We start from the raw sequence: 26,673 nt of genomic DNA, 5'->3' as shown, positions 1-26,673 counted from the left end.
TAATTATGGTTATACTCAAGCCTCAATAAATAAAGTGACCACTGTGGAAAGGAATATGACACAACAAACGTCTGCAGGCTTAAGATTTAGACAAGCACTGGAAGTGGAAAAACCATTACAAATTATCGGCACAGTCAACGCTTATGCAGCCATGATGGCCAAACAGGCCGGCTATAAGGCGATTTATGTTTCGGGCGCCGGTGTCGCGAACTATTCTTATGGCTTGCCTGACCTTGGCATGACCAGTTTGGACAATGTTCTTGAAGACGTCCGCCGCATTACCGAACGTGTAGACACGCCGCTTTTAGTTGACATCGATACAGGCTGGGGCGGCGCATTCAATATCGCGCGCAGCGTCAAGCAAATGATCGCTGCAGGCGCGGCGGCAGTGCATATCGAAGACCAAGTGGCGCAGAAACGCTGCGGCCACCGTCCCAACAAAGAAATTGTCACGCAGCAGGAAATGGTCGACCGCATTAAAGCCGCGGTAGATGCGAAAACCGATTCAGACTTTGTGGTGATGGCGCGTACCGATGCGCTGCAAAAAGAAGGCTTGCAGGCAGTGATTGACCGCGCCTGCGCCTGCGTAGAAGCGGGCGCCGATGCCATTTTTGCTGAAGCCATGACCGACATCACCATGTACAAAACCGTCTGCGATGCGGTAGGCGTGCCTGTTTTGGCCAACATCACAGAGTTTGGCGACACGCCTTATTACACGGTAGATGAACTGGGCGAACAGGGCATTTCAATGGTGCTGTATCCGCTCTCTGCGACACGCGCCATGCAGAAAGCTGCGCTGGAAGTGATGCATTCGATCCGCAAAGACGGCACGCAAGTGAATGTGCTGGACAAAATGCAGCCGCGCAAAGAATTGTATGAATTTCTCGATTACCACACCTTTGAAAATACGCTGGATAAACTGTTCAAATAAATCATTCAAAAAGGAGAATTGAAAAATGGCTGAAGGAAAAGTACTCACAGGCGCTGGCCTGCGCGGACAAGTGGCAGGAAAAACCGCACTTTCAACTGTAGGCAAAAGCGGTGCAGGCCTCACGTACCGCGGCTATGACGTTCAAGACTTGGCTGAGAACTGCCAGTTTGAAGAAGTGGCTTACCTGATTTTCTTTGGTGAATTGCCAACCGCAGAACAGCTGGCTGCATATAAAGCAAAACTGAAATCACTGCGCCAATTGCCGCAAGCGCTCAAAGAAGTGTTAGAGCGCATTCCTGCGGATTCACACCCGATGGATGTGATGCGCACAGGCGTTTCCATGCTCGGCAACATAGAAACAGAACAATCCTTTGCAGAACAGCAGGACGCAGCAGACCGCATTTTGGCAACGCTGCCAGCGATCATCTGCTACTGGTACCGCTTCAGCCATGACGGCGTGCGCATTGAAGAAAATACCGATGATGACTCTATCGGCGCGCAATTCCTGCATTTGCTACGCGGTGAAAAACCAAATGAATTGCATGAGCAGGTGATGAATGTATCGCTGATTCTATATGCAGAGCATGAATTCAACGCATCGACCTTCACCGCACGTGTATGCGCATCCACCTTATCCGATATGCATTCATGCATCACCGGTGCAATTGGTTCACTGCGCGGTCCATTGCATGGCGGCGCGAATGAAGCGGCGATGGAAATGATTGAAAACTGGACGTCGCCTGAAGAAGCAGAACGTGAAATGCTGGGCAAGCTGGAACGTAAAGAAAAGATCATGGGCTTTGGCCATGCGATCTATAAAGACAATGATCCGCGCAACGGCATCATCAAAATCTGGTCAGAGCGCTTAGCCAAAGATGTGGGCGATACGGTGCTTTATCCAGTATCCGTGCGCTGTGAAGAAGTGATGTGGCGCGAGAAGAAACTGTTCTGCAATGCAGACTTCTTCCATGCATCGGCTTACCACTTCATGGACATTGCGACCAAACTGTTCACGCCCATCTTCGTGATGAGCCGGGTAACCGGCTGGGCGGCGCATGTGATGGAGCAGCGTGCAGACAACCGCATTATCCGTCCAAGTGCGGATTATACCGGTCCTGAACTGCGTAAAGTGGTGCCGATTGCAGAGCGTTCAGCAGCCTAGTTTTGAACTAACCGCCCATGAATAATTAAAAGAGCCTCTTCGGAGGCTTTTTTAATTTTTTATTTCCCCAATAGAACAGGGTCTTCAATGTTGTAGCCGCGTTCAAAGGGAATGCCTAGGTATTGTACAGTAACAAAGATATAAGGCCGGTTGGGCACTTTATAGGTTTTTGAAATTTTAAGCCCTTCCTTATAGCTCACTGCTGTTTGTACGGTACTGCTGTATTTTGGACTTTTGACTAAATACTGGTAGCTCCATTTATCAATAGTTTCTTGCGGGTCAAACCATGCTTTGGCTGTGCCGTTGATTGAAGTGATTAATTGAATGGAAACATTGCTGTTGTGAATTGGAACAAGCTTGACTAGCCGAGTTTTAATTTTGGCAATTTCTTTATCAAACAGTGTACTGTCTTGATCATAGTCTATGCGGTTTGTTTTGGGATTGATGTAAAGTGATTTAACGGAGACTAATTGTTTGGGTTGCTGAGCATTTAATTGGTAATAATAAAGCTGAGGCAGGCGGCCGCGGCCATCTTCAAAGTGGCGCATAACATATATTTTTTGAGCTTTTTGATCTAAACCAAGCACTTCAATAAATTGAGGGCCGCCTACAGTTGCATAGGCTGAAAAAGAAATACAGCAGAGCATCATCGTACTGGAAATAACATTTAGTCTATCCATGGCACATCCAAATTTACTGCTTTAAGTTAAATATAGCGGATTATTGCTGTGCGGCATGTTAAAAATTATTATGAGAAACCACACGATGAGCTATGCCAATGTATTTGCTGTGCCAACCAAATGTAAAACTTCCTTCGCTGTCAGTGCTGTCAGCTGGTCTAAGCGCTCAATGGGGCTTCCATCTAAAAAATATTTAAAATTATAAAATTGATTTTTAAATAAAATTGAAATGTAGAAAGTTCCCTCAGGTTTTTCGGCTGTTGCACTGCCGCCTGGCTTAAGTAAGCCGGTGCAGGCAACAATAAAATCGGCTTGCGTAAACAAATTTTTACCATGCTCAGCCATGGCTTGGGTGACTTCAGCAGACTCTGCTGTATAGGCATCAATGAATGACGGCACAATATGCAAGATCGAAATTTTGATGCTTGGATCGTAGCTGACTAAACCGCCAAGCAGAATATCAGCACCGCTATTTTTATAGATAGAAAATTGGCTTGCTAGATATCCCGAACTGGCACTTTCAATAAAGGCGATCGTCAGTAAATTCTGTTCAAGCGCATCGCAGCATTGTTTTAGAATCATTGTTTCCCCAAACTGCATGAATGATAGACGGTGAAGATGGAAGGAGAATTTTAAAAGATTTCTAGGTGAAAAGTCATGAATTGATGAGAATTTTTAGAATGGAATAATGTGAAAAAAGAAGAATCATCAGCTTTATTCTTTGGCCATTATCAATTGTATATTTGCTGTTCGAAAAAGAAAAATAAAGGTTTTATCAGGCGCTGAACAGTGGTAAAAGTGGAAATAAAGTGCATTTTGAATATAGGTGGCCACAATGAAAACAACTGTAAAATATGTCGTATTGAAAAGCTTGGACTATCAGCTGGGAACACCGTTGTTTCAAGAAGAGTTGAATGCAGACAGTCAATATTTTGATCAAATTCCAGCAGAAATCACCTACCAAAATCATAAATTTAAAGTTAAAAGTAAAGAATTAAAAAGATTGTATTTGGCTGAAGAGCTAGAAGAGACTCAAACGATTATTGTTAAAGTTGTCGCTGAACAATAATTGAACATATTTCAAAAAAGCCTCGTGTGATTGAGGCTTTTTTTAGGAAATCTTTATGAATTTGGGGTTTATGTGTTTTTTTTTATAATTTTATGAGGCATATATTAGTGTAATTATATAGTTTTTTAAGTTAATGCTTCGATTTAATCAAATCAGCATTCAATATATTTAAACTCATGACATTCAGGCTTGCTTAAAAAGCATACTGTTTGTATGGGTTTTGTGATAGTTGTGTATAATTAGCTTTCAAAGTGTGATGTTGAGTAAGAATAGAAAAAAAAATTGCTTTATAATTCGCAAGTAATTTAGCGGTATGTGATTATGGATATTTTAAAATTTATTAGAAGTTTTAATACTGTCGGTACATACTTAGTTCTTGCAATTTTACTTTTAGCTTTTTTGATTATTTATTTTTATTTAATTAATCCAGCTTAATAACTTATTGTAATAAGACTAAAGAAACCTTAGCGATAGTAGCCAGAAAAAAAGAGCTGTATTTTTGATACGGCTCTTTTTTATTTTAAATTATTATTTATCAGTGTCTTATGGTTGGTGAGCTTTATCTGACATGGTCAAAATAGGATTGCTTATTATAATTATTTATTTTAAGTAATCAGAAATATATTTTATTCACATTAATTGATTATTTTATGCTGAAGATTTTTTTATTTTGGAAGTTTGATTTTTAATTTCTATATATGCTGTGTTTATAATTTTCAGGGTGTTATTTTTTAATAATTAAATATTTGATTACTGATTTTTCATGGCTTATAATTTAAATATTAATAATTATTGGGAGTTCTTTAAATTTAAAAAAATTAAAAACATATACAATAAGGACTCCCCGAAATTAAAAAAATTGTCTACAATCATGTAAATTTTAAAACCTTATCAAAGGCATTTCTATGAAAAATTTAAAAGCAAGCCTCATTGTTTTAGCAGCCGCAGTATCATTGAGTTTGGCTGCGTGCAGTAAAAAGCAGGAAGAACAGTCACCTGCGGAGCCAGCCGCAGTAAGTGAGACGGTGGCTGTGACCTCTATTGAAGTAAGTCCAGATATGATTGATGCTGCGCCATTAGAGCAAGAGGGTTCTGCTGCCAGTGAAGCTTCAGTAAAATAATGAATTGAATATTATGAATAAAAAGGCCCATTTTAGGGCTTTTTTATTATATTTATTAATGTAAAAATATTTTAATTATACGGCGGTTTAAACCGCAAGTAAGATCAAACACAATGCTTAATTTGTGCAGCATTATTCCATTTTAAGCTGTGTTTGCGATTTTTAACGGATTAATCCAAAATGAATGCGATATCACTTTAAAACTTTAGGGTAAGCAATGAAAAAAATAGTTTTACTTTCTATGGCTGTTCTTACTTTATCAGCATGCTCTGCCACAAATACAAACACTGCAAATTTGCCGAAAGTTGGGATTGCTAATCCTGCAAGTGAATACTGTGTAAAGCAGGGCGGAAAAGTTGAAATTAAAAATGATAAAAATGGTCAAGTCGGATATTGCCATTTGAAAAATGGAACAGCTGTTGAAGAGTGGGCTTTTTTTCGAGCGAATCAGCAAACCCGCTGTTTGCCGGAAGAAGCACAAAAATTGGTCGGTCAGTCTGGTTTAACAGCTGCTCAAATCAAACAGCTCACTCATTCTGAAATTGTCCGCATTGTCGCGCCAAATCAGCCAGTTACCATGGATTATCTTGATAATCGTGTGACAGTCATGATTGATCCTGTTACGCATAAAATATCTCAAGCGTCTTGCGGCTGATCCAAGATTTGCGAGTGTTGCCGCATTTTAAATGCAGTTTAGCCTTGGGGGAACTTTAGTTGAGTTCATGATTATTGACTCTCAAGGCGATTCAAACTGATTAATGCATTACTTTATGAACAAAAATTTAACGATCTTCAGATCAGGAAGATATCTAGTCTGATTTGAAGGCAGATGATGGAAAGCACATAAAGATGCCTGTAAGTTTTTGGTTTATTTAGTCTGTTCGCTAATTGTGATGAAAATTGGGCACATCGTTCATTACTTTTTCTTTGAAAAAACAGCTGTTGAACATTCGATTTATTGCACCTTGCATGCTTTGGCGTACCAATTTTAGATCTGTTGCGGCCCTAAGTGCATCACGGATATAAAAGCTCTCGTTAGAGGGCTTTTTACGTTGCCATTAAAATGTAATGCTGAACAGATATAACAAGATGTCCTTTTTAGGCAAAATTCAATGAAATCTTGGTGTGCGGTTCTGCCAATAAATAATTTAGCCCATTGAGATGGATTTAAACGCTTCTATTGCGCGTAAGCGTGAATATTTTAAATCTACAATTGGCCTTGGGTAATGAAGAGTATGATCATCAGGGGCGTATGCAAAAGGGTCATGAATCCGTTTTGTATCCAAATGCGCCAATTCGGGCAGCCATGCGCGGATATAGTCTCCATGGGGATCAAATTTTTGAGATTGGCTCACAGGATTAAAAATACGGAAATAAGGTACTGCATCCGTACCTGTTGATGCACACCACTGCCAGCCGCCATTATTTGCGGCCAAGTCGCCATCAATTAAGTGCTGCATGAACCACTTTTCACCTAAGCGCCAGTCAATCAATAAATTTTTACTGAGAAACATTGCTGTAATCATGCGGACTCGATTATGCATCCAGCTGGTCTGCAGCAATTGACGCATTCCGGCATCAACAATAGGAATACCGGTCAAACCTTGCTGCCATGCCGTCAGATCATCATGGTCATAGCGCCATTGCAGTTTTTGCGTGTCTTTTTTAAAGGGAAGATGTTTGGAGACAGCCGGAAAGTGAAACAGGATATGCTGATAAAATTCGCGCCACAGCAATTCATCAAGCCAAGTTTGCTGTCCAATATTGTCCAGATAAAAGTTTCCGCGTTGCTGTCTGAAAAGAGCCTGCAGGCATTGCCGGATCGAAACCATGCCGATATTTAAATAGGCTGATATTCTGCTGGTGCCATTTTGATGCGGGAAATCCCGCTGTTCTTTATAAAGTGCTAAATCTTCTTGAATAAATTGATCCAGAAGGTCTAAGGCATATTGTTCGGACACAGGCCAGAGCGCCTGTAAGGGATCGTCCAAATAAAATTCGGCAAGGTCGGCCTGCTTTAAATTTTCAGGAAGATCTAAGTTTATGGTTTGCTGCTTTTGCACTGCGGGAAAAATGGACGGCAGGCTTATGCTCAGCTGTTCATAACAGCTTTTTTTGAAAGCGCTGAAAACTTGATAAGGCTGATTGGATTTATTTAAGATTGAACCGAGAGTGAAAATTGTACGGTCAGTATATTGTTTAAATGGAATAGCGGCCGATGCGAGGGCTTGATGAACCTGCCGGTCTCGCAACTGTTCATTAACGCCTGTTTCGCAATTGGCATGCAGGCACTGAGCTCTTAAATGGATACACAGCTCTTTTAACTGTTGCGGGATATTTTTCCAGAGCGGCGCATGCAGAATAATCAGCGGTATATTCAATGTTTGCAGCTGATGCTTTAAGCAGTCCAGCTGCCGCAAATAGAATTGGCATTTAACAGGCGCATCATCATGCAGCATGGATTGCTCTGGAGAAATAAATACAATGGCTGCGCAAGGACCGGCTTGAGCAGCATGCCAAAGCGCAGTCTGATCGGCTATGCGCAAATCTTGCCGAAACCAGATTAATTGCATAGAACAGCAGCCTAAATATCAGAAGTTTGCAAAGAGTATATCCAAATTTAGGGCTGAATGAGACACACAGGCGGGACAAAAGTTCTAAATATTGAATAAATTACGCTTAAGTAGAGCGTTATTCACTGTTTAAAACAATGAAATTAAAAATCAATATTGCCCGCATTTTGTCTGAAATTCATCAAGCAAGAGCTAGGATCGGAAAATTGATTAAAAGAATAAATAGGCAGGCATCAAATAAAACATTAAAAGAAATTATTTTTCAGGCCGAAGTATCTTTTTTAAATATTCCCAATTTGTTGATATCCAGCAGATAAATGAGCCAAGGGTTACCAGGATAGCGCCATGCCAGAAAGCGGCCGCTAAATGGGTCTGCAGGATCAGCATCGAAAACACAGAAGATATTAATGGGCTGAAATAAGACAGTGTTACTAACAGTGTAATGTTGCCCTTAATGATGCCGATATTCCATGCTGCATAACCCAACGCTGTGACGATTGAGACAGCCAGCATGCAAAATAGGGTGTCCAATTCTAAGGATGGAAGTACTGGCATGCTGTGCAGAAAATACATTTTTGACCAAAGCACAGCAGTAATGACGATAAAGAATAGGGCAATCGGGTTATGGCCATTGCTGTATTTTTTGGTTATTACACAATATAAAGACCATAAAGCCGCACCCAAAAATGCTAAAAAATAGCTGACGGGATTGGCCATAATGTTATCGAATACCGATGTCCAGCTGAAAGCACCATTGCCTGTTTGAATTAAAACAATGCCGCTCAAACTGACAGCTAATCCTAAAATTACAAAGGGATTAAATTTTAATTCTTTAAAGAGAATTAGCGCAGCGATAGTCATGCTGGGCCACAAATAATTGACTAAACTGATTTCAATGGCCTGTTGAGGGCTTTGCGCTAAGGCAATGGCATAAGAAAAGCATAATTCATAAACAACGAATAAAATTGTGGCAGATATGAAATATTTTTTGGGAATGACTTTTAAATTAGGAATGCGGAATAAAATCAGCAAAATAATAGCGCTGAAGCTGTACATAAAAGCAACAGCATAATCGGGTCCAATGCTGGAGCTGATACGCTTGAGCAGGCCAACAATCGCGGACCATTGCAAAATTGCACTAAAACCAATTAGTGTTGCAAGATTTTTAGACATTCTAAGGCTCAATACATTGAGATGAAAAGCTAACAGCACTGTTGCAGCTGCAGGCGGCAGAATATATGCCGCTGGTATAGGACTTAATCTGAAAAACAAGCGCCATTTTTTGCATGATCAGATTTTTCAAAAGTAATTTTAGTATACTGAAATTGATACTAAAAATATCTAAATAGAAGGTGTTTTTTAGGTTCCTGTGTTTTTCCAGTTGCATGAATAGAAAAATGAAACAACTTGGAATTCACATTATAAGACTGGAAAATGTTAAATATATCACTATTAATTTTATAAATATCCATTTTTCAATAAATAGGTCTAAGCTATTAAAACAGAAATCAAAACAGTCCATTCACCTATATTATTTAAAATAGGAATAGAGTTAGTACAATGCCAGCAGATAGCTTGAAATCTAAACGCCCGCTGTATATCCCGTATGCAGGAAATACATTGCTTGAATTGCCGCTTTTGAACAAAGGTTCAGCGTTCACAGCAGATGAGCGTAAAAATTTTAATTTACATGGTCTTATTCCGCATGTGGCCGAAACCATTGAAGAGCAGAGCCAGCGCTCATATCAGCAGTATTGCGCATTTAATGATGCGATTAACAAGCATATTTATCTTCGAAACATTCAAGATACCAATGAAACGCTGTTTTATCATTTAATTGAAAATCATCTGACTGAGATGATGCCGATTATCTATACCCCAACCGTTGGTGAGGCATGTCAGCGCTTCTCAGATATTTACCGCCGTCACCGCGGGATCTTTATTTCTTATCCAGACCGAGATCAAATTGATGACATTTTGCATAATGTCAACCGGCGCAATGTGAAGGTCATAGTCATTACTGATGGCGAGCGCATTTTAGGATTGGGCGATCAAGGAATTGGCGGGATGGGGATTCCAATTGGCAAGCTGTCCCTCTACACCGCATGCGGCGGCATTAGTCCTGCGTACACTTTGCCAATTACCTTGGACGTTGGCACGAACAATCAGCAGTTGCTCAATGATCCGATTTATATGGGCTGCAGACAGCCGCGTATTTCAGGTGAAGAATATTATAATTTTGTTGATATGGTCATTGAGGCGATTCAGCGCAGATGGCCGGAAGCGTTAATTCAGTTTGAGGATTTTGCACAGAAAAATGCAATGCCTTTGCTTGAAAAATACCGCGACAAAATTTGCTGCTTCAATGATGATATCCAAGGCACGGCTGCAGTATCGGTCGGCAGTCTGATCGCAGCTTCACGCGCTGCTAAAAAGCAGTTAAAAGATCAAGTCATTGCATTTTTAGGTGCTGGATCTGCGGGCTGCGGTATTGCTGAGCAAATTATTGCACAGATGACCGCTGAAGGTTTAAGCGATGCTGAAGCGCGCAAACGCGTATTTATGGTTGACCGCTTTGGCTTGATTACTGAAAATCAGCCTAATTTATTGGATTTTCAGCGTAAATTGGCGCAAAAGCCTGAGGAAGTTGCAAAGTGGGGCAATGCCGATGAAATCATCTCGCTGTTGGATGTTGTTAAAAATGCCAAACCTACTGTGCTGATTGGGGTATCTGGCCAGCCTGGACTGTTTACAAAAGAAGTAATTGAAACCATGGCGGATCATTGCGACAGCCCAATTGTGCTGCCGCTGTCTAATCCGACTTCGCGGGTGGAAGCTGTGCCTGCGGATATTATTGAATGGACGAAGGGCAAGGCGCTTATTGCGACAGGCAGTCCATTTGCACCAGTGATATATCGAGATCGCATGTATAATATTTCGCAATGCAATAACTCATATATTTTCCCAGGCATTGGGCTAGGCGTTATTGCGTCTGGCGCTAAACGAGTGACAGACAATATGCTGATGGCTTCGAGCAATGCCTTGGCAGACTGTTCACCTAAACTGCAGGATCCGAATGCAGATTTGTTGCCGGATTTAAGTCAAATCCAGCAGATTTCAAAAGTAATTGCGGTGAAAGTCGCGCAAGCGGCGATGCAGGATGGTGTAGCGCCAATGATGGATTTGATCGATTTACAGCAGAAAATTGAGGCGAATTTCTGGAAACCGGAATACCGCCAATATCATCGTGTGCCGTTTTAATGAACAGGCCGTTGAATGCTGCTAGGTCGTAAACCTTTAGGCTGGCATAAATCCCGGATAACAAAAACCGCTTTAAATTAAAGCGGTTTTTGTTATTTACGGCGAATGGCATAGAAGTTTAACTTAAGCTTTATGATTCAAGTTCTATATAAAAACGTAAATCTTTCAAATATAAATATGGGCAAGCAGAGTATTGGTGCAGCTAAATTCGAACTGTATATAAATTGGAAATGCTGACTTAAATACAATCTTACATCATTAGCAGACACGGTTTCGGCCTTCATTTTTAGCTTGGTACAGTCGGTTATCTGCCTGTTTAAAGGCTTCCTTAACATCATTAGAATCATGCGGCCAATATGAGATGCCAATTGAAATGGTAATCGGTGTAGGCATAGCTGCCGTTATTTCCTCGATGTTCTTGCGAAGGCGTTCAGCTGCTTTAAACACGACCGCTTTATCTGTAGCCGCCATTAACACTGCAAATTCTTCACCGCCCATCCGGCAGCAGATATCATTCTCTCTAAAGTTTTTCTTCATTTGCTCTGCAAGAACTTTCAGCATGTGATCGCCTTGGTCATGTCCAAAATTATCATTCACAGCTTTAAAGAAATCGATATCTATCAGTAAAATTGCAAATTCAGTACCTGTATTCTGCAATTCTTCTAAAAACAGCTGCATCCCCCGGCGGTTATGCAGCCCCGTTAATGGATCTGTATTCACATGTAAATTCAATTCGGAAATCTTGTCTTTGAATTTTTTAGAACTGAACAGCAAGGCAGTACGAAAGCGCATGACTTCAAAATACCAAGGATTGATGTTTTGAATCTCTTGCTCCGTCTCAGGCTTGCTAAGCATGCCAGCCATTTGCGCTAGGCCATGCAAAGGTGAGGAAATATATTGGGTAATTTTCCAGATAATAAAAAACAGAATCATATAGAAAATAAAAATGCCAAAAGCGACCTTAATAATAATGGCATTGGCTTGTTCAAATAATTCCTCGGTTGGCTGCTGGGAAACCACTAGCCAATTGACGCTTGGAATATGCGCAAAACCTGCCAAATTATTAACCCCTTCGCTATTTACCAGTTGAATATGGCCACTTTTGTGCTTGCTCATATAAGCCAAGCCTGTATTGACTTCAATGGTTTCACCAATACGTTTGATATTGGGGTGGAAAATAATCTTATTATTGTTATCAATGACATACATATAGCTGTTTTTATAAGAATACGTTGTCGATAAGATTTGGCTGATGAGATTTTTTTTATGCAAATACAGAGATCCTGTAATCATGCCTAAGTATTGCTGATCGGGGCTGTAAATTGGCTGTGACATAAGCACAATCAGGTTATTTGCAATGGATTTGTAAGGCGTGGAAATGTAGGTCTTTTTTGACTTTAAAGACTCTACAATTCCTACGGTTTTATATATGGTTTTGGAATCATATTTCACGTGCTGAGGTTCAAGATGCCGAATATGCGCGGTGCTGTCTATTACGCTGACAGAGTTAAAGTTATTGGATTGGTATTTTAAACGGTGCAATTCTTGCTGAATCAGCGCCTGATTAGAGAAGTCTCTACTGATGATGTTTGAACTGTACTTCAGTTCTTGAAGCATGTTGCTAAAATATTGATCGGTGCTTAAGGCAACTTTAGAGGCATACTTTTCATTGATCGACAGAGAGTTTTCCATGAGTTGAGCTTTAATCACATGATTAAGAATAAAAACGGAAACAATGAAAAGGCAAGAAACGCAAAGAATGATCAAAATTAATATGAGTCTTTGCAGATCTAATTTCAGCAGTAAAGCAATCTGTTTCAAGTGACCAGCTCTCTCAGTTCAGGTTTTAGAGATATTGCGTGTGAAAATTCATTATTCAAATGCAACCAGCTGAATAACAGGTTAATTAAATCACATAATTTGTGAATATTTTGCTTTTACTCTAATTTAAAGCCAAACTTTTCAATTGGAAATTATCTGTGGGCATAATGGTTTTTTCGATCAGCCAATGGTAGCAAATCAATTGTGCAAAAAGCTGTTCAAGCACTATTTTATCTAAGGCCATAAGTACGGGGAAGAAGCCTTCATTCGGATTACTGATTTTTCTCTTTTATAAATAAATATTTATTGAATGGATTCAAAGAAAAGATTTAGTATGTGATATGCACAGCAATAGTTGTAATGCAATCCGTGAATTTACCAGATACCCAGTATTTTTTGCTTGTTGTCCCATTCTGCTTAATATTGATAGGCGGTGTTTTTATTGCTGCTCATCTGGTTTTTAAAGCGCCAAAATATCTGTTGTGGATGGGGATCGGCTGCATTTTGCCTTATTTGGCATTAGGGCTGCAGAGCTTAATGACGAATGAGCAATTAACAGCAACAGCGCCTTGGATCGGGATTTTATATCTTGGCGGCGCATGGTCAGTTGCGCACGGCATGACAATAAAAGCGAATTCTCAGCCTAAACCCGTTCTGTCCGCGGCTGTCGTGGCTTTGGGGCTTTTGTTTCTGTTTTATTTCGCCTATGTCGATGAGCAATTATGGTTCAGGATGATCACGATCAATCTGATTATTCTATGCCTTGAGGCGCTGGCGCTTCCCGCAGTTTATGCATTATATAAAAAATCTTCCGGCTTGCTGAAACTGCTGAGTTTCAGCTATTTTCTGCTTTTTTCATATGCATCATTAAGAACACTGGCTGTCATTTTTTTTCTGCAAAATGTAGACCGCATTATGCTTTCATCTTCCTCATGGTGGATGCTGATGCTGGCGATCAATATTGTTTTAAGCTTATGGTTTGCCATCATTGTTTCCGCATCCACCATTAAGGAATTCTTTACAGTCCTGAATGAAGAGCGAATCAGAGATCCATTAACTGGGCTTTATAACAGAAGCGGTTTTTTCGAAAAATCTAAAGCATTGTTTCTTGACCCGTGTGCTGGCCATATTTATGTGGTGATGTGCGATATCGATTTTTTTAAAAGCATTAATGACACATGGGGACATGCGGCTGGGGATCAAATTTTATGCAGGGTCGCTGCGCTGTTAAGGGAAAGCATCCGTCAAAAAGACATTATTGCCCGATTTGGCGGTGAGGAATTTATTATTCTTTTTCAAAGCACGGACGAAGCATCATCTTATTATTTGGTGGAGCGGTTGCGCAGTAAGATTGAAAAGCAACTGTTTATGAATAATATCAAAGTGACAGCAAGTTTTGGTGTTGCATGTATGGCCAATGAAGAAGATTTAATGAATGCTTTGGAAATGGCGGATAAGCGGCTTTATTCTGCTAAAAATAACGGGCGTAATCGGATTTGCTTTGAGTTGTGAAAATAAAGTCTCCCTTGCCTGGACACTGAATGTCTGGGAAGAATGCCAATTTCCCTGATGCAGTAATCTGATGTTTCAGCTTATTTTTCATTATCCCGACTCAAAAACAGGGCAATGATTCAAAAAACATTATCCAATCATTGCCCTGCCTTCAGACCAGCAATCTTTATTTCAGGTACTTGCCATAAAATGCAGTCAGCTGCTCCATCACCTGTTCGACATATTCAGGCTTACAATAGGTTTCAATATGGGTGGCATTTGGAATCCTGAATAAGGTTTTGTCTTTTGTGCCGGTGGCTTTGGCAAAAGCATCTTCGGTCGTGTAAAGACTGTCTGCCTTACTGCCTGCAATCATGAGTAACGGCTGATTGATCAATTCAATTTGATCTGTGGCATCCCAGCGCATCAGGTCAAGCAAGCTGCTCATGGTGTATTTAAAGGTTGAATTTGGATGGGCATGGGTGCGCCGATAGTATTTATACCCTTGTCGGTACATCTCAGATGGCAATGCAGCGATTTGCTCATCGTTCATATAAGCATAAAGAACTTTGCCGCCTGCAATTTCCTGAGCACGGGCATTAGTGGCTTGTTTTAAACGCTGCTGAATGCTTTTTTCAAAGAGAAATATACAAAAAGAGAAAATAGATTTATATACTAATAGCTATCTATAAAAGCCATCTTTCTGTAATTTATTTGAATCATAATGTAAGGTATTGATTAATTTTATATTTAAACAGCATCCTAGAAAAAATAAGGCCTACAAAAAATATTTTTTGTAGGCTGATTTGCAGACTGTTGAACTACAAAACAGGATAAGTAAGGGTAGTTCAATATAACCTTAAAATTGTATAAGTTTTTTAAAGTACTCATTAATACAGATATATGCAGCCAATTCCAATCGAGTCCAAGTTTGGTGGATTCTACTTTTCAAGAGAAAAATGTAAAAATAGAAATTGAATGATGATTTTTCAATTACTTTAGGGGTTGATAGACTATTCAGTTGAATAGATTAAGATATGAGTTTATGGAAAAATTAGTTAGAAAAGCAAATCAAAATGACCTGAATGGCATCGCAGAAATCCATCATAGATCATTTATACGTCAAGCGGATTCCAAGCAATGGATAGCATCAACACTTGCAGCCTATCCAAGATTTTTCTGTTACTTAATTGAATTTGAAAGAACGGTTGGATACATTTTTTGGGCTCAAAAGTCGGGGTTTAGAGCTGAAGTGATACTGGAGCTGGATCAAATAGCTATTCATCCAGATTTTCAAGGGTTGGGGTTAAGTAAGAAACTAATCGTAGAGTCCATTAAAGACATTGAAAATGAATTATTGAAGAATAATCAAAAGATAAAAAGTGTACTGGTCACAACAGGAGTGAATAACTTTGCAAGAAAAATCTATGAAGATTTATTAAATGCCCAAGAAGTTGCAATTATCTCTGACTTGTATAGTGCTCCTGAGGTTTATTTAAAAGCAAATCGAGAAGATTTAGTTTTCTTGGATTAACTAGCACACTAGATGTTATCTTTAGGTAAGTTTACTGATGATCAGCTAACCAAACTAAAAGCAGATTGGCAGAGATTCAGAGTAAAGCTCAACCACCTTCGGGTGGTTTTTTAATGGGCGCAGTTTATGGAAGCTAATGACTATTCTTCTGAAAGCGTATACAAGCCACGTTTTGACATTGTTGCATAAAATCTACAAACATAGAAGAAAGTGCGCTGATTTCGATGGCTGAGTCATCATGGTAAGCATTGATTCAGTTAATCAATGTCATGATCAAAGTGAGTGATGCTTTTTATTAATGAAAAAGAGCCAAAACTCAGACGTATACGGAAATCACAAAGCAATGATGAGGAGCAGACTAGCTGGTTTAAAACATTCCAATTCTTGATTGAGTCCGGCCATCGGCCTGCAGATATTCTTCAGATGAGCTATGGCACTTTCACTGGTTATTTAAAAGCTGCTTCAAAAATCAAGCTGCAAAGCTGCGGGTACAGACAAACTTAATGCAGCAGCACAACATGCCAATGCCAAGGCATTTGCGAAATTAATTGAAGAGCTGAACCCGAGTAAAGATTAAGTATTGTTATATGGAATTGATCACGCTAATATTTAATATATATATTTTTTTTTACAAGGCTGGATAAAGTGATGAAGAAATTATTAATTGCCTCAGTCTTAATCTCTGTTTTCACGCTTGCAAATGCCGCTGAAACTTCGAGTTTCCGTGTGAATGGCGATATCGTTAGCGTTGGTGATTCAGTTGGTGTCTTGTTTCAGCGCGCTGGGAAACCTAAAAGCAGTTATACCTACCAAGTTGACACTGGCCGAAATACTACAGTAACGGCAACAGATTTTTATTACGAAATAGGAAATGAGATTTATACCGTTACTGTGCGCGAAGGAAAGGTGTTTAATATCAGCTGGGAGCGTCGCTGAGATTTTAAATGGCAAATAACTGCATTAGCTGCAATTTTAGGCGGCCTAAAGCATTATTAATCAATTGCAAAGTTGCTAGATGTAAAACGTTAACTATGGATAAGATCCAAGTAGACTGTAAAACCTCAACTATTGGTGAATACCCTAAATAATCACTAATTTAATTTCATAAACCCGCTTACGAGCGGGTTTTTTAATGCCCGAAACTTGAGGTCCCTATGTCAAAAAATCTAACTTTTAAACTTATTGATGGTGACAGTGTACGGCTTGTTGTCACTGGTTTGGAAGATATTTCCGAGCGCGGATTTGAAGTTATCCGTGAATTTGAAGGCTTTCGCGAGAATGCTTATTTAGACATAGGAGGAGTGTGGACTGGACTATTGGTTTTGGCATAATCAATTATCCAAATGGTTCCAAAGTGAAAAAAGGGGATACTTGTACACATATTCAGGCAGAAATATGGCTTAAAATGATACTGCATGGGTAGATGCTTGCTTAGATCGGGTGATTAAAGTCATTGTCAATCAAAACCAACATGAAAATTACGATGCTTAGAGTTGAATACAGGAAATTATGCCAGTGCAGCAAATCAGTTTGATCGGTGGGTTTATAACAATGGCAAAGCCATAACGGGATTGATCAATCGCCGAAAAAAAAGATTTGTTTCTTGGTTTGATCTTAGCGTTTTTTACGAGTTCAATTTTTGAAACGATATTTACAGAAACTTAAATTCCAATAATTTTCATCTTTTGAATCTATATCAGTTATTGTATTTCAGTTCTAATGAAATTAACGCATTAGAACTGAAATGATTTCAGAATTAGAAACTGTAATTTCTATCATTGCCTAGTTTTGAAAATTGAACTTCCATATCATTAAATGCATCAGTGAAGCCATCCAGTGAAACTTTATTTTCAATTAACTGTTTTTTATTATTATAGAATCGTGTAAATGCATAATTTCCACGTTTGAATTGTTTAATCAGCTCGGAACTATTTCTAAATAACCCCTCTCTTTCTTGAATAATTTCTTTGTTATCTACATGAATAAAAACAGGATTATTTTTTAATTGCTTTTCGCCGATATTTACAATGTATTGATGGTTAACATGTAAAATAGAAATAGGGCCTTTACTCATAATACAGGCTTTCATATCTTCAAATACTTTGTATTGACATTTTATTTTCCAGCTGGCGCGTTCGATCAGCTTATTTTCCATTAAGTCGATTTCAGCATTGCTGCTTGATTTGGCATTAACTTTTAATATCAAAGTAGAAAGTTGATCTTCAGATGCAGATACATTGTTTGCAGTGATGAGCATTAAAAAAAGGAAGTATAAATAATTTTTTTTACGCATAATGAAATCCCCAATATAAATAAAAGTATTTAAAAAAGGCCATAATAATCAGTAATTTTTTGATATCTATTGCTTAAAGTATCATTTTTTAAAAAAACAGCAATTTAATCTACAAATTAGTACTAAAGTATAAATTGATTCTCATTTTTCATTGTAAAATAGCGATACCATTAAGCAGGGCTAATGCTTTTAGAAAATGGTTAATGTTGTGTGATGATCATAATTTTGCTATCAGGCTGAACAGGGGATTCGATTTTGACAAAAGTGCATGCCACTGAATGTACGCAGTGTATGAATTAAGAGCTTTCATTAAGGGAGTTTCGTATAATCATGTATTAACTAAGATTTTGGTTAATTTAAGTTAATGGCCGGAATTTTCATCAATGGTATTATGTGAATTTTACTTTATTCAAGAAGGGATTTATGAGTATCCAAATTAAAGGCTATATCGCGACAAGCGCAGACGGATATATTGCTGCAAAGGATGGATCTGTAGATTTTTTAACACCATTTCAGAATATTGACTGTGGTTACAATGATTTTATAAAAGATATAGATGTTGTGGTAATGGGGCGTAAAACTTATGAAGTCATAACTTCATTTGATGGAGAGTGGCCATATCCCAATCAAAAAGGATTTATTGTATCCTCTGACCATAATCTAGAATTAGTTCATCCATCTCTTTCTCGATGGAGTTTAGAGCCATCAGAATTAGTAAGCTACTTGGAAGAGCATTTTAATGGTAATGTTTGGGTTGTTGGAGGAACTCAACTTCAAAACGCATTTATTGAGAATAATTTTCTAAATTCTTTGGAAATTTATGTTATGCCTATCTTATTAGGTGACGGTATTCCATTATTTCCAAGTTTTAATACAAATCCGCGCCAATTAAAATCGATTTCTGCAGAGACAATTCAGAATCAAATTATTAAAAAAATCTATGTGTTTTAAATATCATCACTCATTTTTTAATTAACATAAGACACCTAATATGAAAGGCCCACTAATTGGGCCTTTCGGTTATTTTTAAATAGTAAACAAAGCGTATTTAATCCTGTTGGCTAGGCTGCTTTGGTTGTTGATTAGGTTGCTGCGGCTGTTGTTGCTGTTGCTGATTTTGCTTATCTGTTTGTTGGCCAGGCTGCTGATTGGGCTGTTGTTGCTGCTGCTGTTGGCCAGGTTGCTGATTGGGTTGGTTTTGCTGATTTTGCTGTTGTTGATTAGCCATTTTAATTTCCATCCATAAAAGATTTTAGCTAAGAGTTCAATTTACTCCTTAAATTTTAATTTCCCAGCTCAACTTTGTTTCAATGTCGGTCAATGTAATCTCGAGTACTCTAAATAGCTGACGTGCAATAAAGCTTTATTTAGCGCAGTAACATTCCTTACCAAACACCCTTAAAAATTCATCCACTTTTATCATTTTTTCTTCTTTGGACACGTCTTCTCACTCCCGTCTAGCAAGCACATGCTTGGCCTTCGCCGTCTAAACTTTTCCAGCCTGTTTACCTGCCAGATTGTGAAAATTCATTCATGAGCAAGTATGTTCCAGGTGCTCTTTGATATTGGTCAATCATAGGAACTAATCTCTTGAAATGCTCAGTTTCACAATGCGTATCTAATGCAGCCCGGTCTGGCCACTCTTCTATAAACACAAAATGTCCAGGATCTTTCTGATCAATAAAAAGATTGTAAGAAAGACATCTAGGCTCATTTTTTGTTTTTTCTACGAGTTCTTTATATAAAGGCATAACTGCTTCAAGATGTTCCAGTTTAATAAAATCTTGTGCAATGACTTTTAACATAAGCGGCTTATCCAAATTCTAGTTTAAAATTTTGAGTGAAAAGTAGAGTAGTTATAATGAGCAGATGAGTAAGACAGTATCATAGAAAGCAAGCAAATTATGAATATCAAAAGTTTTCTAATTGTCTGAGAATATTATAAGAAAATTCTTTACCTTGGAGTAACTCCATAGTTTTTAATAAGAACAATGACAACGGGATGAGATCATAATGGAAAAATTGCTGAAAGAAACACCACTCTTGAACTATGAACATCCTTCAATACAGCAGCTCTTCGCGAACAGAAAGTGGCATGAATTGGGGGATGTAGAAAAAGTAAAAAGTATTTATAACTTTGTTCGGGATGAAATAAAGTTTGGCTATAACACGGGGGATAAAATTCCCGCTTCTGATGTTCTCAAAGACGGTTATGGGCAATGCAATACAAAAGCAACCTTATTGATGGCGCTGCTGAGAGCAAGCCAAATATCAACTCGACTGCATGGCTTCACAATAGATAAAGAGTTGCAAAAAGGGGCTATTGACGGTATTTGGTACAAACTCTCACCTCAAAATATTTTACATAGCTGGGTAGAAGTTTATGTGAACGAACATTGGTATATTTTGGAAGGCGTTATCCTTGATCTGCAGTATCTTCAAGAACTCAAAGCAATCAATAAAAACGTTACAAAGACATTTTGTGGTTTTGGAGTCTTTACCGACAACTTTGCCAACCCGCCTGTAGCTTGGAATTTAAATGATACTTTTATTCAAGATAAAGGGATTAATCAAGACTTTGGGCTATTTGACAGTCCTGATGATTTTTACAGGAGTCATCAGCAGGAACTGAGCTATATTCAAAATTTCTTTTTTAAGTATTTTATAAGACATTTAATGAACAAAAATGTAAATACGATTAGGAATAAAGGCGGCTAGATGCTATTAGCAGCTAGCCATAGTATTTGTATTTTACAGAAATAGAGCGCCGTGGAGCTTGTAAATTATTTTGTATAAGTTCCATTTTATTAATGGTCTTTGAATCAATCATCAAAGTGAATCGTAAACCACATCACAGCCTTTTCTGAATGGGCAAGGCTCTCTCTCCATCAGGTTTTCCAGCATCGTCTGCATCTGCTGCAATTGCCCAATCTTCTCCCGAACTGTATTGAGCTTATCCTGCAGAATTTCCTGAAACTGTTCGGCAGGAATTTCACTTTCATTCACCAAATGGATGATCTGCCTGATCTCAGCAAGAGTAAATCCCAGATTTTTCGCAACCTGTATTAGCTGCAGCTGCTGCAGCGTTTGTTCAGGATAATCCTTATAGCCGTTATTGCGAACCAAAGGATGAATCAGCTGCATTTTTTCATAAAAACGGATGGTATCCCGGCTCATATTCATCTGTTGTGACAATTCACCAATCAGCATGTGTAAAGCTCCTTTAGGATTAATTTTTCAAAAACTGCTTGACCATAGAGTGTACTCCATACTTTAGCTTAAGTATGAGCAATTCGACAGAGTATACATTCATGCACACTTCAAATCAGACCGCCCTCGTAGTCGGCGCAACAGGCTTTATCGGTAAATTTCTAATAGCACGCCTGCTTAGGGATAATGTTCAAGTGTTTGCCTTATGCCGCAATATTGATCAGCAAGCCCCGCAGCTTCAGCAATGGCTGACACAGCAGGGCATTGCGCATCAGCAGTTAAACTTCATTCAGGGCGATATTACCCAGCCCAACTTAGGGCTGTCTAAGCAGGACTGGCTGCAGCTCAAAACGGTCAATTATCTTTATAACACCAGCGCCTTATTTGCATGGCACTTAACGATGCAGCAGGCTAAGGCAGTCAATGTTGATGGGCTTGAACGATTACTAGACAGTGTCAGCAAGCATTGCCAATTAGAAAGGGCAGTACATCTGTCAGGCTATATGCTGACTTTGGATGCGCACTTACAGGCAGCCGGCATTTATCGCGAGCGCAGTGAGCAGACTGATTGGCCACAGGTCTATGCTAGATTGGGGGCATATGAAGCATCTAAAATTCAAGGGTATTTCACTTGGGTTAAACATGCCGATCAGCATAATATCCCATGGACAGTTATCCACCCAGCCACCGTGATTGGTGATGAAACAACTGGAGAGATCCCATCTCATCAGCCGATTGCGCACCTAATCCGGCAAGTGAAACAAGGAAAAATGACGGCTATTCCTGGAACGCGGCAGCACTCTTTGCCTTTAGTTTCGGTGACGATGCTGGTTGATGCCATAATTCATGCTGCCCAAGATCCAAGTACGCATCAGCAGGAAATTCTAGTGGCCAATCCAGAGCAAGTTTCCTTTCAGGAGTTGATTCAGATGGTTGCAGAGCATCTGCAGGTCAATGCGCCGCGTCACTTTATTTCGCTGAAATTGCTTCAGCCGATTTTAAAATGGCGATGGTTGGCGCGAAAACTGGATATGTCGGCAGAAATGCTGAATTTCCTTAGAACTGAGCAGCTTGATTTGGAGCGGTTTATTGCATTGAATCAGCATTGGAATATTCCTACTACCGATATTAAAAGCAAAATAGGAAAGACAGCGGCATGGGTTAGCCGCTCATCCTGAAAAAGAATAAGCCCTCAATTGAGGGCTTGCAGGGCTGTTTTGTATGATGTGTATTGTGTTAATTTATGAAGAATTAATAATCTAAATGCATAACGCCGTATTATTAATGAATTAAGTAATAGATGCTCATAAAACAGCTCAGATTATAACAATAGAACTTATATAAATTAGTTTACAGGCTCAGAAATAATTATGAAAACAATATATGCATTACTAACCCTAATAGGGGCAGCACTGCCATTTTCACAATTTATACTGTGGTTGACTGAATATGGATTTAATTTTACTTTGTTTTTTCAGCAAATTATTGAGAATCCCTTAGCAATTTTTGCATGGCTAGATGTTATTGTAACGGTAATTGTCATTGTATTTATGGTTATGAATGAAGGTAAAAATCTTAAAATGAAAAGATTATGGATTCCTATAGCCGCATCATTTATAGGGGGAGCTTCTGTAGGACTTCCGCTGTTTTTATATATGAAGCAATGTCATTTTGAAAAAATCGATTTGAAAAGAAGTTGAATCAACTTTTTCATTTTTTCTTCTTCGGGCACTTCTTACCATTTTTATGAAATTGATTTCCTAGTAGTCCTCTTTTTTCTTAATTTGATCAGGTTTAGAATGGGCTACAAGACATTAAACGAAGTCGGACGGTTGAGCTGTTATCATTAAAAATTGATTTTTGAGTTTTAAAAATGCCACGGTATTGGTGGCATTTTTTATATGTTGCCGTTTAGCATTTAATTTACCCGCGAATAAAAGCCCGATTTTCCGGACTTTTATTAGGCGGTCTGCAATCAGATTAAGTATTTGCTAAAGCATCAATATGCTGAGGAAAGTTCCCTTCAGCACCAGCAGCATTGATATGGTTGAAATATTTATACCAGCCGCTGGCGTTAATGCCTTCAAGCAAAGCTTCACGGGCCTGTTGATTTGGAAAACGCCAAATACCTAAAAACTGATGCTCGCTGGCTTGATCAATTTCATGAACTGTTTCAGTCAATGTTAAGACCTCAACTCCTATATCGGATAAGTTCGCCATTGCAGCCCCAACATTGTTCAAGTATTGCTTGCGCTCTTCGATAGGCAAGGACTGCCAAACAGCATTTGGCGTATATAATTCGACGAGATAGTGATGCATGTTTTTTCCTCTCAGGCTTGTTGTTTTAAACTTGTTTATCGATATGAGGTTTACTCAGCTTCGATGTTTCATGACATGTCATTTATAAGATTGCTGGCTACTTTTCCCAGCAGAGCCGTCAATTGAGAGTGTTCTTGCGATGAAAGATTGCCAAAAATACTGGCGATCCAGCGGCTATGGTGTTCAAACACTGTTTTAGCCATTTCTTTGCCCTGTTGAGTGAGCCGGATGGTTAAAGCGCGGCGGTCATCAGCATCTGCATGCCGCTCAATTAAGGCATCGCGTTCCAATCCATCTAACAGCCCAGTGACTGTTGCGCGGGTGATGCCAGCCCGTTCAGCCAATACTTTAGGTGCTAAGCCTTCAGGCGCAGCATCAAGTAAAAAGAGAAGCACAAATCTTCCTTCCGATAAGCTGTAAGGCGCCAGCTGTATTGCGCAATCACGATCAATCATTGAGGCAAGTGAAAGTGTTTGAAAGCACAGCTGGATACCTTCGATACCTGGTATTTTCCGCTGTTCGGCTTCGTTTAAGAGGGCCTTGTATTTTTGTTCAAGCTGCATTTGGTTTTGTGCCATATGATATGGTGGCTAACTATAGTATCGACTTTTATAACTGTCAATATTCAGTGTTGGAAAAGATACTGATGAGCTGAAATAGATTAAATAAGACAAGCGCTGAAAATTAGAATGCGAGAAAAAATTCTATTTCCTTTTTTCAATGGTACTCTAACCCCGGTATCCTTGCTGTCTAATGCCTATTATAGTTATTGAAAAATGTAGACTGTTGTTTTTGGTATTCAGTGCGAAGTGCTGCAGAAATATAATACATTTAAAAGCAGTGAGTTATACATATTTACAGCGATTATAATCCAATTGAAAGCAATATTCTCAGAACTGGCGTTTTTAAACAAAACTTGGCGTGTAAAAAAATCTGTGGATTGTTTTTTTATTATAACGCCTTCTCCTTAAAAGTCTCATGTACGGCAGCTTGAATAGCATCCACACGTCATTTGCAGGCTTTGTAGGTGTGAATTGATTCATCTTTTTCCAATATCAAATGTGTCCAGAAGTTCTTGGCAGCTTTAAAGCTGGCGTTGAAGAATATTTCAGATACCGTTATGCGCGAGACAATGAGTTAAGGTCTGTAGATCAGTGCGATGGTGAAAAGAATGATCCGCAGATAAATATTAATGCAAAGTTTGTGAAAGGGTGTGAGGCTTTTTTTAAAGAAAGAAATTGCCCAAAAATATTGGGCACTTTCTTATAACAGCCATTATGTTAAATGGATAATTATTTAGTGTCTCAAGACCAACCTTGTTGACGATTACGTACATAGGGTAGAAGAGAAGCCAATGCCAATACTGCCAATACGGCACCAATCCATAAGCCTGAACGTAAGCCATAACCATTTGTAATTGCTAAACCGCCAATATACGAGCCACCGCCTAAACCAATGTTAATTACCGATGTGTGTACCGCATTAACCATGGGGCCTGGGTGCGCAACGCTGACAATTCTCGCCATCATTGCTGGATTCATTGGAACACCTGATAACCCAATCAAGATGATTGCGATGATTGCCACCGCTTTATATTCGGCAAAGATTGCAAAAGAAAATAAAGCTATAGTTAATACGGTGAGTCCAATGAGCATAATGTTAAGACTGTGATCATGGGCTAGGCGACCAGTGATCGTGTTACCTACAATATTTGCAAAACCAAATGCCATCAAAATAAATGGCACGACTTGCATGCTAAAACCAGTGATGTCGACCAAAACAGGGACAAAATAACTAAATGCTGAAAAGCTTGCACCTAGAATCAAGCAACTGGTTGCACAGGCTTTCCAATACGCTTTATTTTTAAAGGCTTTGATCTCATCTTCCATTTTGAGCTGTCCACTGCCAGTTACTTCAGGTAAAAGACGGACTAGAGCGATGAGGCATACAAATACCAATACAGCCACTAAACCAAAAGTGATACGCCAGCCCCATTGTTGATCAATCATGGTCGCAAGGGGGACACCAAATACATTGGAAATCATAAAACCACCAATCACAATCGCTGCTGCGCGAGGACGGTTATGATTTGGAACCATGGCCATACTTATGGCAAGTGAAAGGCTTAAGCAGCCAGCGCATAAAACACCAGTGACAAGACGGATAATGATCAAAATAGCATGACTGGAAGTAAATGCGCTAAGACCCTGAATCACCACATAGATTGCTAAAAGAATCAGTAAGACTTTGCGATATTGAACTTTATATTTGAGAAAAAAATAGGTGAGAACAGGTCCACCTAACATGACACCAAAGGCATAATATGAAATTAAATGTCCAACGTCACCTACACTGATTCCAAAGGCCTGGGATAAAGTGGCGGTCATACCAGCGACCATCAATTCTGCTGTACCAATTGAAAAAATCGCCAGACCCAATATATATACTGCTAATGGCATTGTTTTAACGAGCTCCTATTTCTTTAACGATCATTACAAAATTTGAGACTAATATTTCTTTTGTGCTGATGATGTAGTTACAAGTTGGCTAAGAGGCCATTAACTACATCTTCCAGAAAGCTTTTATCTGAAATATTTTTGTTTAGGACACGCAAACCGTAGTAACCAGCTAAAAAGCTTCGAGCCATTTCAAGGGCTGAAGCTTTGCTACTGAATTCCCCATTTGCTTGTCCTTCGATAAATACTGCGATGAGAGATTTCTCTAGGCGTTGTCGATACTCTAGATTTAGACTTGCGACGACCGGATCTTTATCTCCCATTTCTAAAGCGGAGAATAAGACCATTGCTTCGTGCTTTTCTGATTGTGAAAGATCTTCGGCAATCCCCCAAAGCAAGAGGGATCGTAATCGATCTTTGAGCAGTCCTGACTGTGTCAGGATAGATAATTGAGCAGCCATAGTTTGTTCATGGCTGCGTAATAAAGCTTGTTCATATAAGGCTTGTTTACTACCAAAAGCGTTATATAAACTTCCTCTCCCTAAGCCCGTGCTATCACATAAATTTTGCGCAGATGTACCTGCATAACCATTGGTACTAAAGACAGCTACGGCTGCATCGATGATCTCTTTATCTTCAAACTGTCTAGGACGGCCTGGATAATTCGATTTTTCATCACTCATGGATAAGCCCGAGAGGGGTAAGCTGAGGTTGCATAGTAGGTATTCTGGAACGGTTTGTCAAATATTAAA

General features: G+C 39.1%; 28 protein-coding genes and 1 pseudogene. 15 read left to right on the top strand and 14 right to left on the bottom strand.

All coding sequences use genetic code 11. From position 1 onward, the window contains the following. The first annotated feature begins 55 nt into the window (after positions 1 to 55). Together prpB and prpC are read left to right on the top strand one after the other, a co-directional pair. On the top strand, positions 56 to 931 hold the full coding sequence (gene prpB, locus F941_RS08530; RefSeq protein ID WP_005011101.1) for a methylisocitrate lyase: 876 nt from the start codon (positions 56 to 58) through the stop codon (positions 929 to 931). A 25-nt stretch (positions 932 to 956) separates the two neighbouring features. Then, positions 957 to 2,093, top strand: a complete 1,137-nt coding sequence (gene prpC, locus F941_RS08525) for a bifunctional 2-methylcitrate synthase/citrate synthase (RefSeq protein ID WP_005010145.1) — start codon at positions 957 to 959, stop codon at positions 2,091 to 2,093. 59 nt (positions 2,094 to 2,152) lie between these two features. Here the strand turns inward: prpC and F941_RS08520 are convergent, their stop codons facing one another. Further along, positions 2,153 to 2,773: a hypothetical protein gene (locus F941_RS08520; RefSeq protein WP_005010144.1), complete on the bottom strand. Its 621-nt coding sequence runs from the start codon at positions 2,771 to 2,773 to the stop codon at positions 2,153 to 2,155. 90 nt (positions 2,774 to 2,863) lie between these two features. Continuing rightward, complete coding sequence (locus F941_RS08515; RefSeq protein ID WP_018572549.1) at positions 2,864 to 3,355, bottom strand: CinA family protein; 492 nt, start codon at positions 3,353 to 3,355, stop codon at positions 2,864 to 2,866. Between the two features lie 253 nt (positions 3,356 to 3,608). On the opposite strand from F941_RS08515, the gene F941_RS08510 reads away from it, so the two are divergent. The 4 genes from F941_RS08510 (at position 3,609) to F941_RS08500 (ending at position 5,618) form a co-directional block, all read left to right on the top strand. Next, positions 3,609 to 3,842: a hypothetical protein gene (locus F941_RS08510; protein ID WP_005010140.1), complete on the top strand. Its 234-nt coding sequence runs from the start codon at positions 3,609 to 3,611 to the stop codon at positions 3,840 to 3,842. Between the two features lie 321 nt (positions 3,843 to 4,163). Then, the gene (locus tag F941_RS16735; protein WP_018572548.1) at positions 4,164 to 4,277 is read left to right on the top strand and encodes a hypothetical protein; all 114 of its coding nucleotides are present in this window, start codon (positions 4,164 to 4,166) and stop codon (positions 4,275 to 4,277) included. 470 nt (positions 4,278 to 4,747) lie between these two features. Beyond that, positions 4,748 to 4,963, top strand: coding sequence for a hypothetical protein (locus F941_RS08505; protein WP_005010139.1), 216 nt, complete (start codon positions 4,748 to 4,750; stop codon positions 4,961 to 4,963). A gap of 217 nt (positions 4,964 to 5,180) precedes the next feature. Further along, positions 5,181 to 5,618 (top strand): I78 family peptidase inhibitor, encoded by a 438-nt coding sequence (locus tag F941_RS08500; protein WP_005010134.1) that lies wholly within the window; start codon positions 5,181 to 5,183, stop codon positions 5,616 to 5,618. A 493-nt stretch (positions 5,619 to 6,111) separates the two neighbouring features. Here the strand turns inward: F941_RS08500 and F941_RS08495 are convergent, their stop codons facing one another. Beyond that, positions 6,112 to 7,536, bottom strand: coding sequence for a cryptochrome/photolyase family protein (locus F941_RS08495; RefSeq protein ID WP_005010133.1), 1,425 nt, complete (start codon positions 7,534 to 7,536; stop codon positions 6,112 to 6,114). A 255-nt stretch (positions 7,537 to 7,791) separates the two neighbouring features. Further along, positions 7,792 to 8,709 carry an aromatic amino acid DMT transporter YddG gene (gene yddG / locus F941_RS08490; RefSeq protein WP_005010132.1) on the bottom strand — a complete coding sequence of 306 codons (918 nt, stop codon included), beginning with the start codon at positions 8,707 to 8,709 and terminating at the stop codon, positions 7,792 to 7,794. A 387-nt stretch (positions 8,710 to 9,096) separates the two neighbouring features. Between yddG and F941_RS08480 the strand changes: the two genes are divergently transcribed. Then, a complete protein-coding gene (locus F941_RS08480) occupies positions 9,097 to 10,797 on the top strand; it encodes an NAD-dependent malic enzyme (protein ID WP_005010131.1) in 1,701 nt (566 codons plus the stop codon). Between the two features lie 258 nt (positions 10,798 to 11,055). Here F941_RS08480 and F941_RS08475 read toward each other — a convergent pair whose 3' ends face one another. Continuing rightward, positions 11,056 to 12,618, bottom strand: a complete 1,563-nt coding sequence (locus F941_RS08475; protein ID WP_005010130.1) for a sensor domain-containing diguanylate cyclase — start codon at positions 12,616 to 12,618, stop codon at positions 11,056 to 11,058. Between the two features lie 360 nt (positions 12,619 to 12,978). On the opposite strand from F941_RS08475, the gene F941_RS08470 reads away from it, so the two are divergent. Beyond that, complete coding sequence (locus tag F941_RS08470) at positions 12,979 to 14,130, top strand: GGDEF domain-containing protein (RefSeq protein ID WP_005010129.1); 1,152 nt, start codon at positions 12,979 to 12,981, stop codon at positions 14,128 to 14,130. Positions 14,131 to 14,296: 166 nt separating this feature from the next. On the opposite strand, the gene F941_RS08465 is transcribed toward F941_RS08470, so the two are convergent. Further along, on the bottom strand, positions 14,297 to 14,662 hold the full coding sequence (locus F941_RS08465) for an alpha/beta hydrolase (RefSeq protein ID WP_005010126.1): 366 nt from the start codon (positions 14,660 to 14,662) through the stop codon (positions 14,297 to 14,299). Between the two features lie 492 nt (positions 14,663 to 15,154). On the opposite strand from F941_RS08465, the gene F941_RS08460 reads away from it, so the two are divergent. From F941_RS08460 to F941_RS16730, 3 genes and pseudogenes are all read left to right on the top strand, one after another. Further along, positions 15,155 to 15,643 carry a GNAT family N-acetyltransferase gene (locus F941_RS08460; protein ID WP_005010125.1) on the top strand — a complete coding sequence of 163 codons (489 nt, stop codon included), beginning with the start codon at positions 15,155 to 15,157 and terminating at the stop codon, positions 15,641 to 15,643. 648 nt (positions 15,644 to 16,291) lie between these two features. Continuing rightward, positions 16,292 to 16,579, top strand: a complete 288-nt coding sequence (locus tag F941_RS08450) for a DUF2845 domain-containing protein (RefSeq protein WP_005010123.1) — start codon at positions 16,292 to 16,294, stop codon at positions 16,577 to 16,579. A gap of 269 nt (positions 16,580 to 16,848) precedes the next feature. Beyond that, a pseudogene (locus tag F941_RS16730) lies at positions 16,849 to 17,286 on the top strand (lysozyme); the annotation flags it as partial. Positions 17,287 to 17,399: 113 nt separating this feature from the next. Here the strand turns inward: F941_RS16730 and F941_RS08440 are convergent. Then, positions 17,400 to 17,936 carry an invasion associated locus B family protein gene (locus tag F941_RS08440; RefSeq protein ID WP_005010120.1) on the bottom strand — a complete coding sequence of 179 codons (537 nt, stop codon included), beginning with the start codon at positions 17,934 to 17,936 and terminating at the stop codon, positions 17,400 to 17,402. A 423-nt stretch (positions 17,937 to 18,359) separates the two neighbouring features. Between F941_RS08440 and F941_RS08435 the strand changes: the two genes are divergently transcribed. Next, positions 18,360 to 18,887 (top strand): dihydrofolate reductase family protein, encoded by a 528-nt coding sequence (locus F941_RS08435; RefSeq protein WP_005010119.1) that lies wholly within the window; start codon positions 18,360 to 18,362, stop codon positions 18,885 to 18,887. A 97-nt stretch (positions 18,888 to 18,984) separates the two neighbouring features. On the opposite strand, the gene F941_RS08430 is transcribed toward F941_RS08435, so the two are convergent. Both F941_RS08430 and F941_RS08425 read right to left on the bottom strand, forming a co-directional pair. Further along, positions 18,985 to 19,164, bottom strand: coding sequence for a hypothetical protein (locus F941_RS08430; protein ID WP_005010118.1), 180 nt, complete (start codon positions 19,162 to 19,164; stop codon positions 18,985 to 18,987). Between the two features lie 277 nt (positions 19,165 to 19,441). Next, entirely contained in the window at positions 19,442 to 19,741 is a 300-nt protein-coding gene (locus F941_RS08425) for a putative quinol monooxygenase (RefSeq protein WP_005010117.1), read from the bottom strand. A 208-nt stretch (positions 19,742 to 19,949) separates the two neighbouring features. Between F941_RS08425 and F941_RS08420 the strand changes: the two genes are divergently transcribed. Beyond that, positions 19,950 to 20,654 (top strand): transglutaminase-like domain-containing protein, encoded by a 705-nt coding sequence (locus F941_RS08420; RefSeq protein WP_005010115.1) that lies wholly within the window; start codon positions 19,950 to 19,952, stop codon positions 20,652 to 20,654. 111 nt (positions 20,655 to 20,765) lie between these two features. On the opposite strand, the gene F941_RS08415 is transcribed toward F941_RS08420, so the two are convergent. Beyond that, entirely contained in the window at positions 20,766 to 21,146 is a 381-nt protein-coding gene (locus tag F941_RS08415) for a MerR family transcriptional regulator (protein ID WP_005010114.1), read from the bottom strand. Positions 21,147 to 21,247: 101 nt separating this feature from the next. Between F941_RS08415 and F941_RS08410 the strand changes: the two genes are divergently transcribed. Further along, positions 21,248 to 22,324 (top strand): SDR family oxidoreductase, encoded by a 1,077-nt coding sequence (locus F941_RS08410; RefSeq protein ID WP_005010106.1) that lies wholly within the window; start codon positions 21,248 to 21,250, stop codon positions 22,322 to 22,324. A gap of 192 nt (positions 22,325 to 22,516) precedes the next feature. Beyond that, a complete protein-coding gene (locus F941_RS08405) occupies positions 22,517 to 22,846 on the top strand; it encodes a DUF2834 domain-containing protein (protein WP_005010104.1) in 330 nt (109 codons plus the stop codon). A 280-nt stretch (positions 22,847 to 23,126) separates the two neighbouring features. Here F941_RS08405 and F941_RS08400 read toward each other — a convergent pair whose 3' ends face one another. From F941_RS08400 to F941_RS08380, 4 genes are all read right to left on the bottom strand, one after another. Then, positions 23,127 to 23,465 carry a DUF6616 family protein gene (locus F941_RS08400; RefSeq protein ID WP_005010103.1) on the bottom strand — a complete coding sequence of 113 codons (339 nt, stop codon included), beginning with the start codon at positions 23,463 to 23,465 and terminating at the stop codon, positions 23,127 to 23,129. 68 nt (positions 23,466 to 23,533) lie between these two features. After that, positions 23,534 to 24,028 (bottom strand): MarR family winged helix-turn-helix transcriptional regulator, encoded by a 495-nt coding sequence (locus F941_RS08395; protein ID WP_026253344.1) that lies wholly within the window; start codon positions 24,026 to 24,028, stop codon positions 23,534 to 23,536. Positions 24,029 to 24,769: 741 nt separating this feature from the next. Further along, positions 24,770 to 25,924 carry an MFS transporter gene (locus tag F941_RS08385; RefSeq protein WP_005010093.1) on the bottom strand — a complete coding sequence of 385 codons (1,155 nt, stop codon included), beginning with the start codon at positions 25,922 to 25,924 and terminating at the stop codon, positions 24,770 to 24,772. Positions 25,925 to 26,001: 77 nt separating this feature from the next. Continuing rightward, complete coding sequence (locus F941_RS08380; RefSeq protein ID WP_005010091.1) at positions 26,002 to 26,604, bottom strand: TetR/AcrR family transcriptional regulator; 603 nt, start codon at positions 26,602 to 26,604, stop codon at positions 26,002 to 26,004. Positions 26,605 to 26,673: the final 69 nt, after the last annotated feature.

This window comes from Acinetobacter bouvetii DSM 14964 = CIP 107468 (genome assembly GCF_000368865.1).
Classification (GTDB): domain Bacteria; phylum Pseudomonadota; class Gammaproteobacteria; order Pseudomonadales; family Moraxellaceae; genus Acinetobacter; species Acinetobacter bouvetii.
Note: the sequence above shows the minus strand (reverse complement) of the source record. Positions and strands in the feature narration are given on the sequence as shown.

What these genes read in the sequence shown, in the direction of transcription:
- prpB (WP_005011101.1), top strand. Translation starts at nt 56, where the DNA reads ATGACACAACAAACGTCTGCAGGCTTAAGATTTAGACAAGCACTGGAA.
- prpC (WP_005010145.1), top strand. Translation starts at nt 957, where the DNA reads ATGGCTGAAGGAAAAGTACTCACAGGCGCTGGCCTGCGCGGACAAGTG.
- F941_RS08520 (WP_005010144.1), bottom strand. Translation starts at nt 2,773, where the DNA reads ATGGATAGACTAAATGTTATTTCCAGTACGATGATGCTCTGCTGTATT.
- F941_RS08515 (WP_018572549.1), bottom strand. Translation starts at nt 3,355, where the DNA reads ATGATTCTAAAACAATGCTGCGATGCGCTTGAACAGAATTTACTGACG.
- F941_RS08510 (WP_005010140.1), top strand. Translation starts at nt 3,609, where the DNA reads ATGAAAACAACTGTAAAATATGTCGTATTGAAAAGCTTGGACTATCAG.
- F941_RS16735 (WP_018572548.1), top strand. Translation starts at nt 4,164, where the DNA reads ATGGATATTTTAAAATTTATTAGAAGTTTTAATACTGTCGGTACATAC.
- F941_RS08505 (WP_005010139.1), top strand. Translation starts at nt 4,748, where the DNA reads ATGAAAAATTTAAAAGCAAGCCTCATTGTTTTAGCAGCCGCAGTATCA.
- F941_RS08500 (WP_005010134.1), top strand. Translation starts at nt 5,181, where the DNA reads ATGAAAAAAATAGTTTTACTTTCTATGGCTGTTCTTACTTTATCAGCA.
- F941_RS08495 (WP_005010133.1), bottom strand. Translation starts at nt 7,536, where the DNA reads ATGCAATTAATCTGGTTTCGGCAAGATTTGCGCATAGCCGATCAGACT.
- yddG (WP_005010132.1), bottom strand. Translation starts at nt 8,709, where the DNA reads ATGTCTAAAAATCTTGCAACACTAATTGGTTTTAGTGCAATTTTGCAA.
- F941_RS08480 (WP_005010131.1), top strand. Translation starts at nt 9,097, where the DNA reads ATGCCAGCAGATAGCTTGAAATCTAAACGCCCGCTGTATATCCCGTAT.
- F941_RS08470 (WP_005010129.1), top strand. Translation starts at nt 12,979, where the DNA reads ATGCAATCCGTGAATTTACCAGATACCCAGTATTTTTTGCTTGTTGTC.
- F941_RS08465 (WP_005010126.1), bottom strand. Translation starts at nt 14,662, where the DNA reads ATGAACGATGAGCAAATCGCTGCATTGCCATCTGAGATGTACCGACAA.
- F941_RS08460 (WP_005010125.1), top strand. Translation starts at nt 15,155, where the DNA reads ATGGAAAAATTAGTTAGAAAAGCAAATCAAAATGACCTGAATGGCATC.
- F941_RS08450 (WP_005010123.1), top strand. Translation starts at nt 16,292, where the DNA reads ATGAAGAAATTATTAATTGCCTCAGTCTTAATCTCTGTTTTCACGCTT.
- F941_RS08440 (WP_005010120.1), bottom strand. Translation starts at nt 17,936, where the DNA reads ATGCGTAAAAAAAATTATTTATACTTCCTTTTTTTAATGCTCATCACT.
- F941_RS08435 (WP_005010119.1), top strand. Translation starts at nt 18,360, where the DNA reads ATGAGTATCCAAATTAAAGGCTATATCGCGACAAGCGCAGACGGATAT.
- F941_RS08430 (WP_005010118.1), bottom strand. Translation starts at nt 19,164, where the DNA reads ATGGCTAATCAACAACAGCAAAATCAGCAAAACCAACCCAATCAGCAA.
- F941_RS08425 (WP_005010117.1), bottom strand. Translation starts at nt 19,741, where the DNA reads ATGTTAAAAGTCATTGCACAAGATTTTATTAAACTGGAACATCTTGAA.
- F941_RS08420 (WP_005010115.1), top strand. Translation starts at nt 19,950, where the DNA reads ATGGAAAAATTGCTGAAAGAAACACCACTCTTGAACTATGAACATCCT.
- F941_RS08415 (WP_005010114.1), bottom strand. Translation starts at nt 21,146, where the DNA reads ATGCTGATTGGTGAATTGTCACAACAGATGAATATGAGCCGGGATACC.
- F941_RS08410 (WP_005010106.1), top strand. Translation starts at nt 21,248, where the DNA reads ATGCACACTTCAAATCAGACCGCCCTCGTAGTCGGCGCAACAGGCTTT.
- F941_RS08405 (WP_005010104.1), top strand. Translation starts at nt 22,517, where the DNA reads ATGAAAACAATATATGCATTACTAACCCTAATAGGGGCAGCACTGCCA.
- F941_RS08400 (WP_005010103.1), bottom strand. Translation starts at nt 23,465, where the DNA reads ATGCATCACTATCTCGTCGAATTATATACGCCAAATGCTGTTTGGCAG.
- F941_RS08395 (WP_026253344.1), bottom strand. Translation starts at nt 24,028, where the DNA reads ATGCAGCTTGAACAAAAATACAAGGCCCTCTTAAACGAAGCCGAACAG.
- F941_RS08385 (WP_005010093.1), bottom strand. Translation starts at nt 25,924, where the DNA reads ATGCCATTAGCAGTATATATATTGGGTCTGGCGATTTTTTCAATTGGT.
- F941_RS08380 (WP_005010091.1), bottom strand. Translation starts at nt 26,604, where the DNA reads ATGAGTGATGAAAAATCGAATTATCCAGGCCGTCCTAGACAGTTTGAA.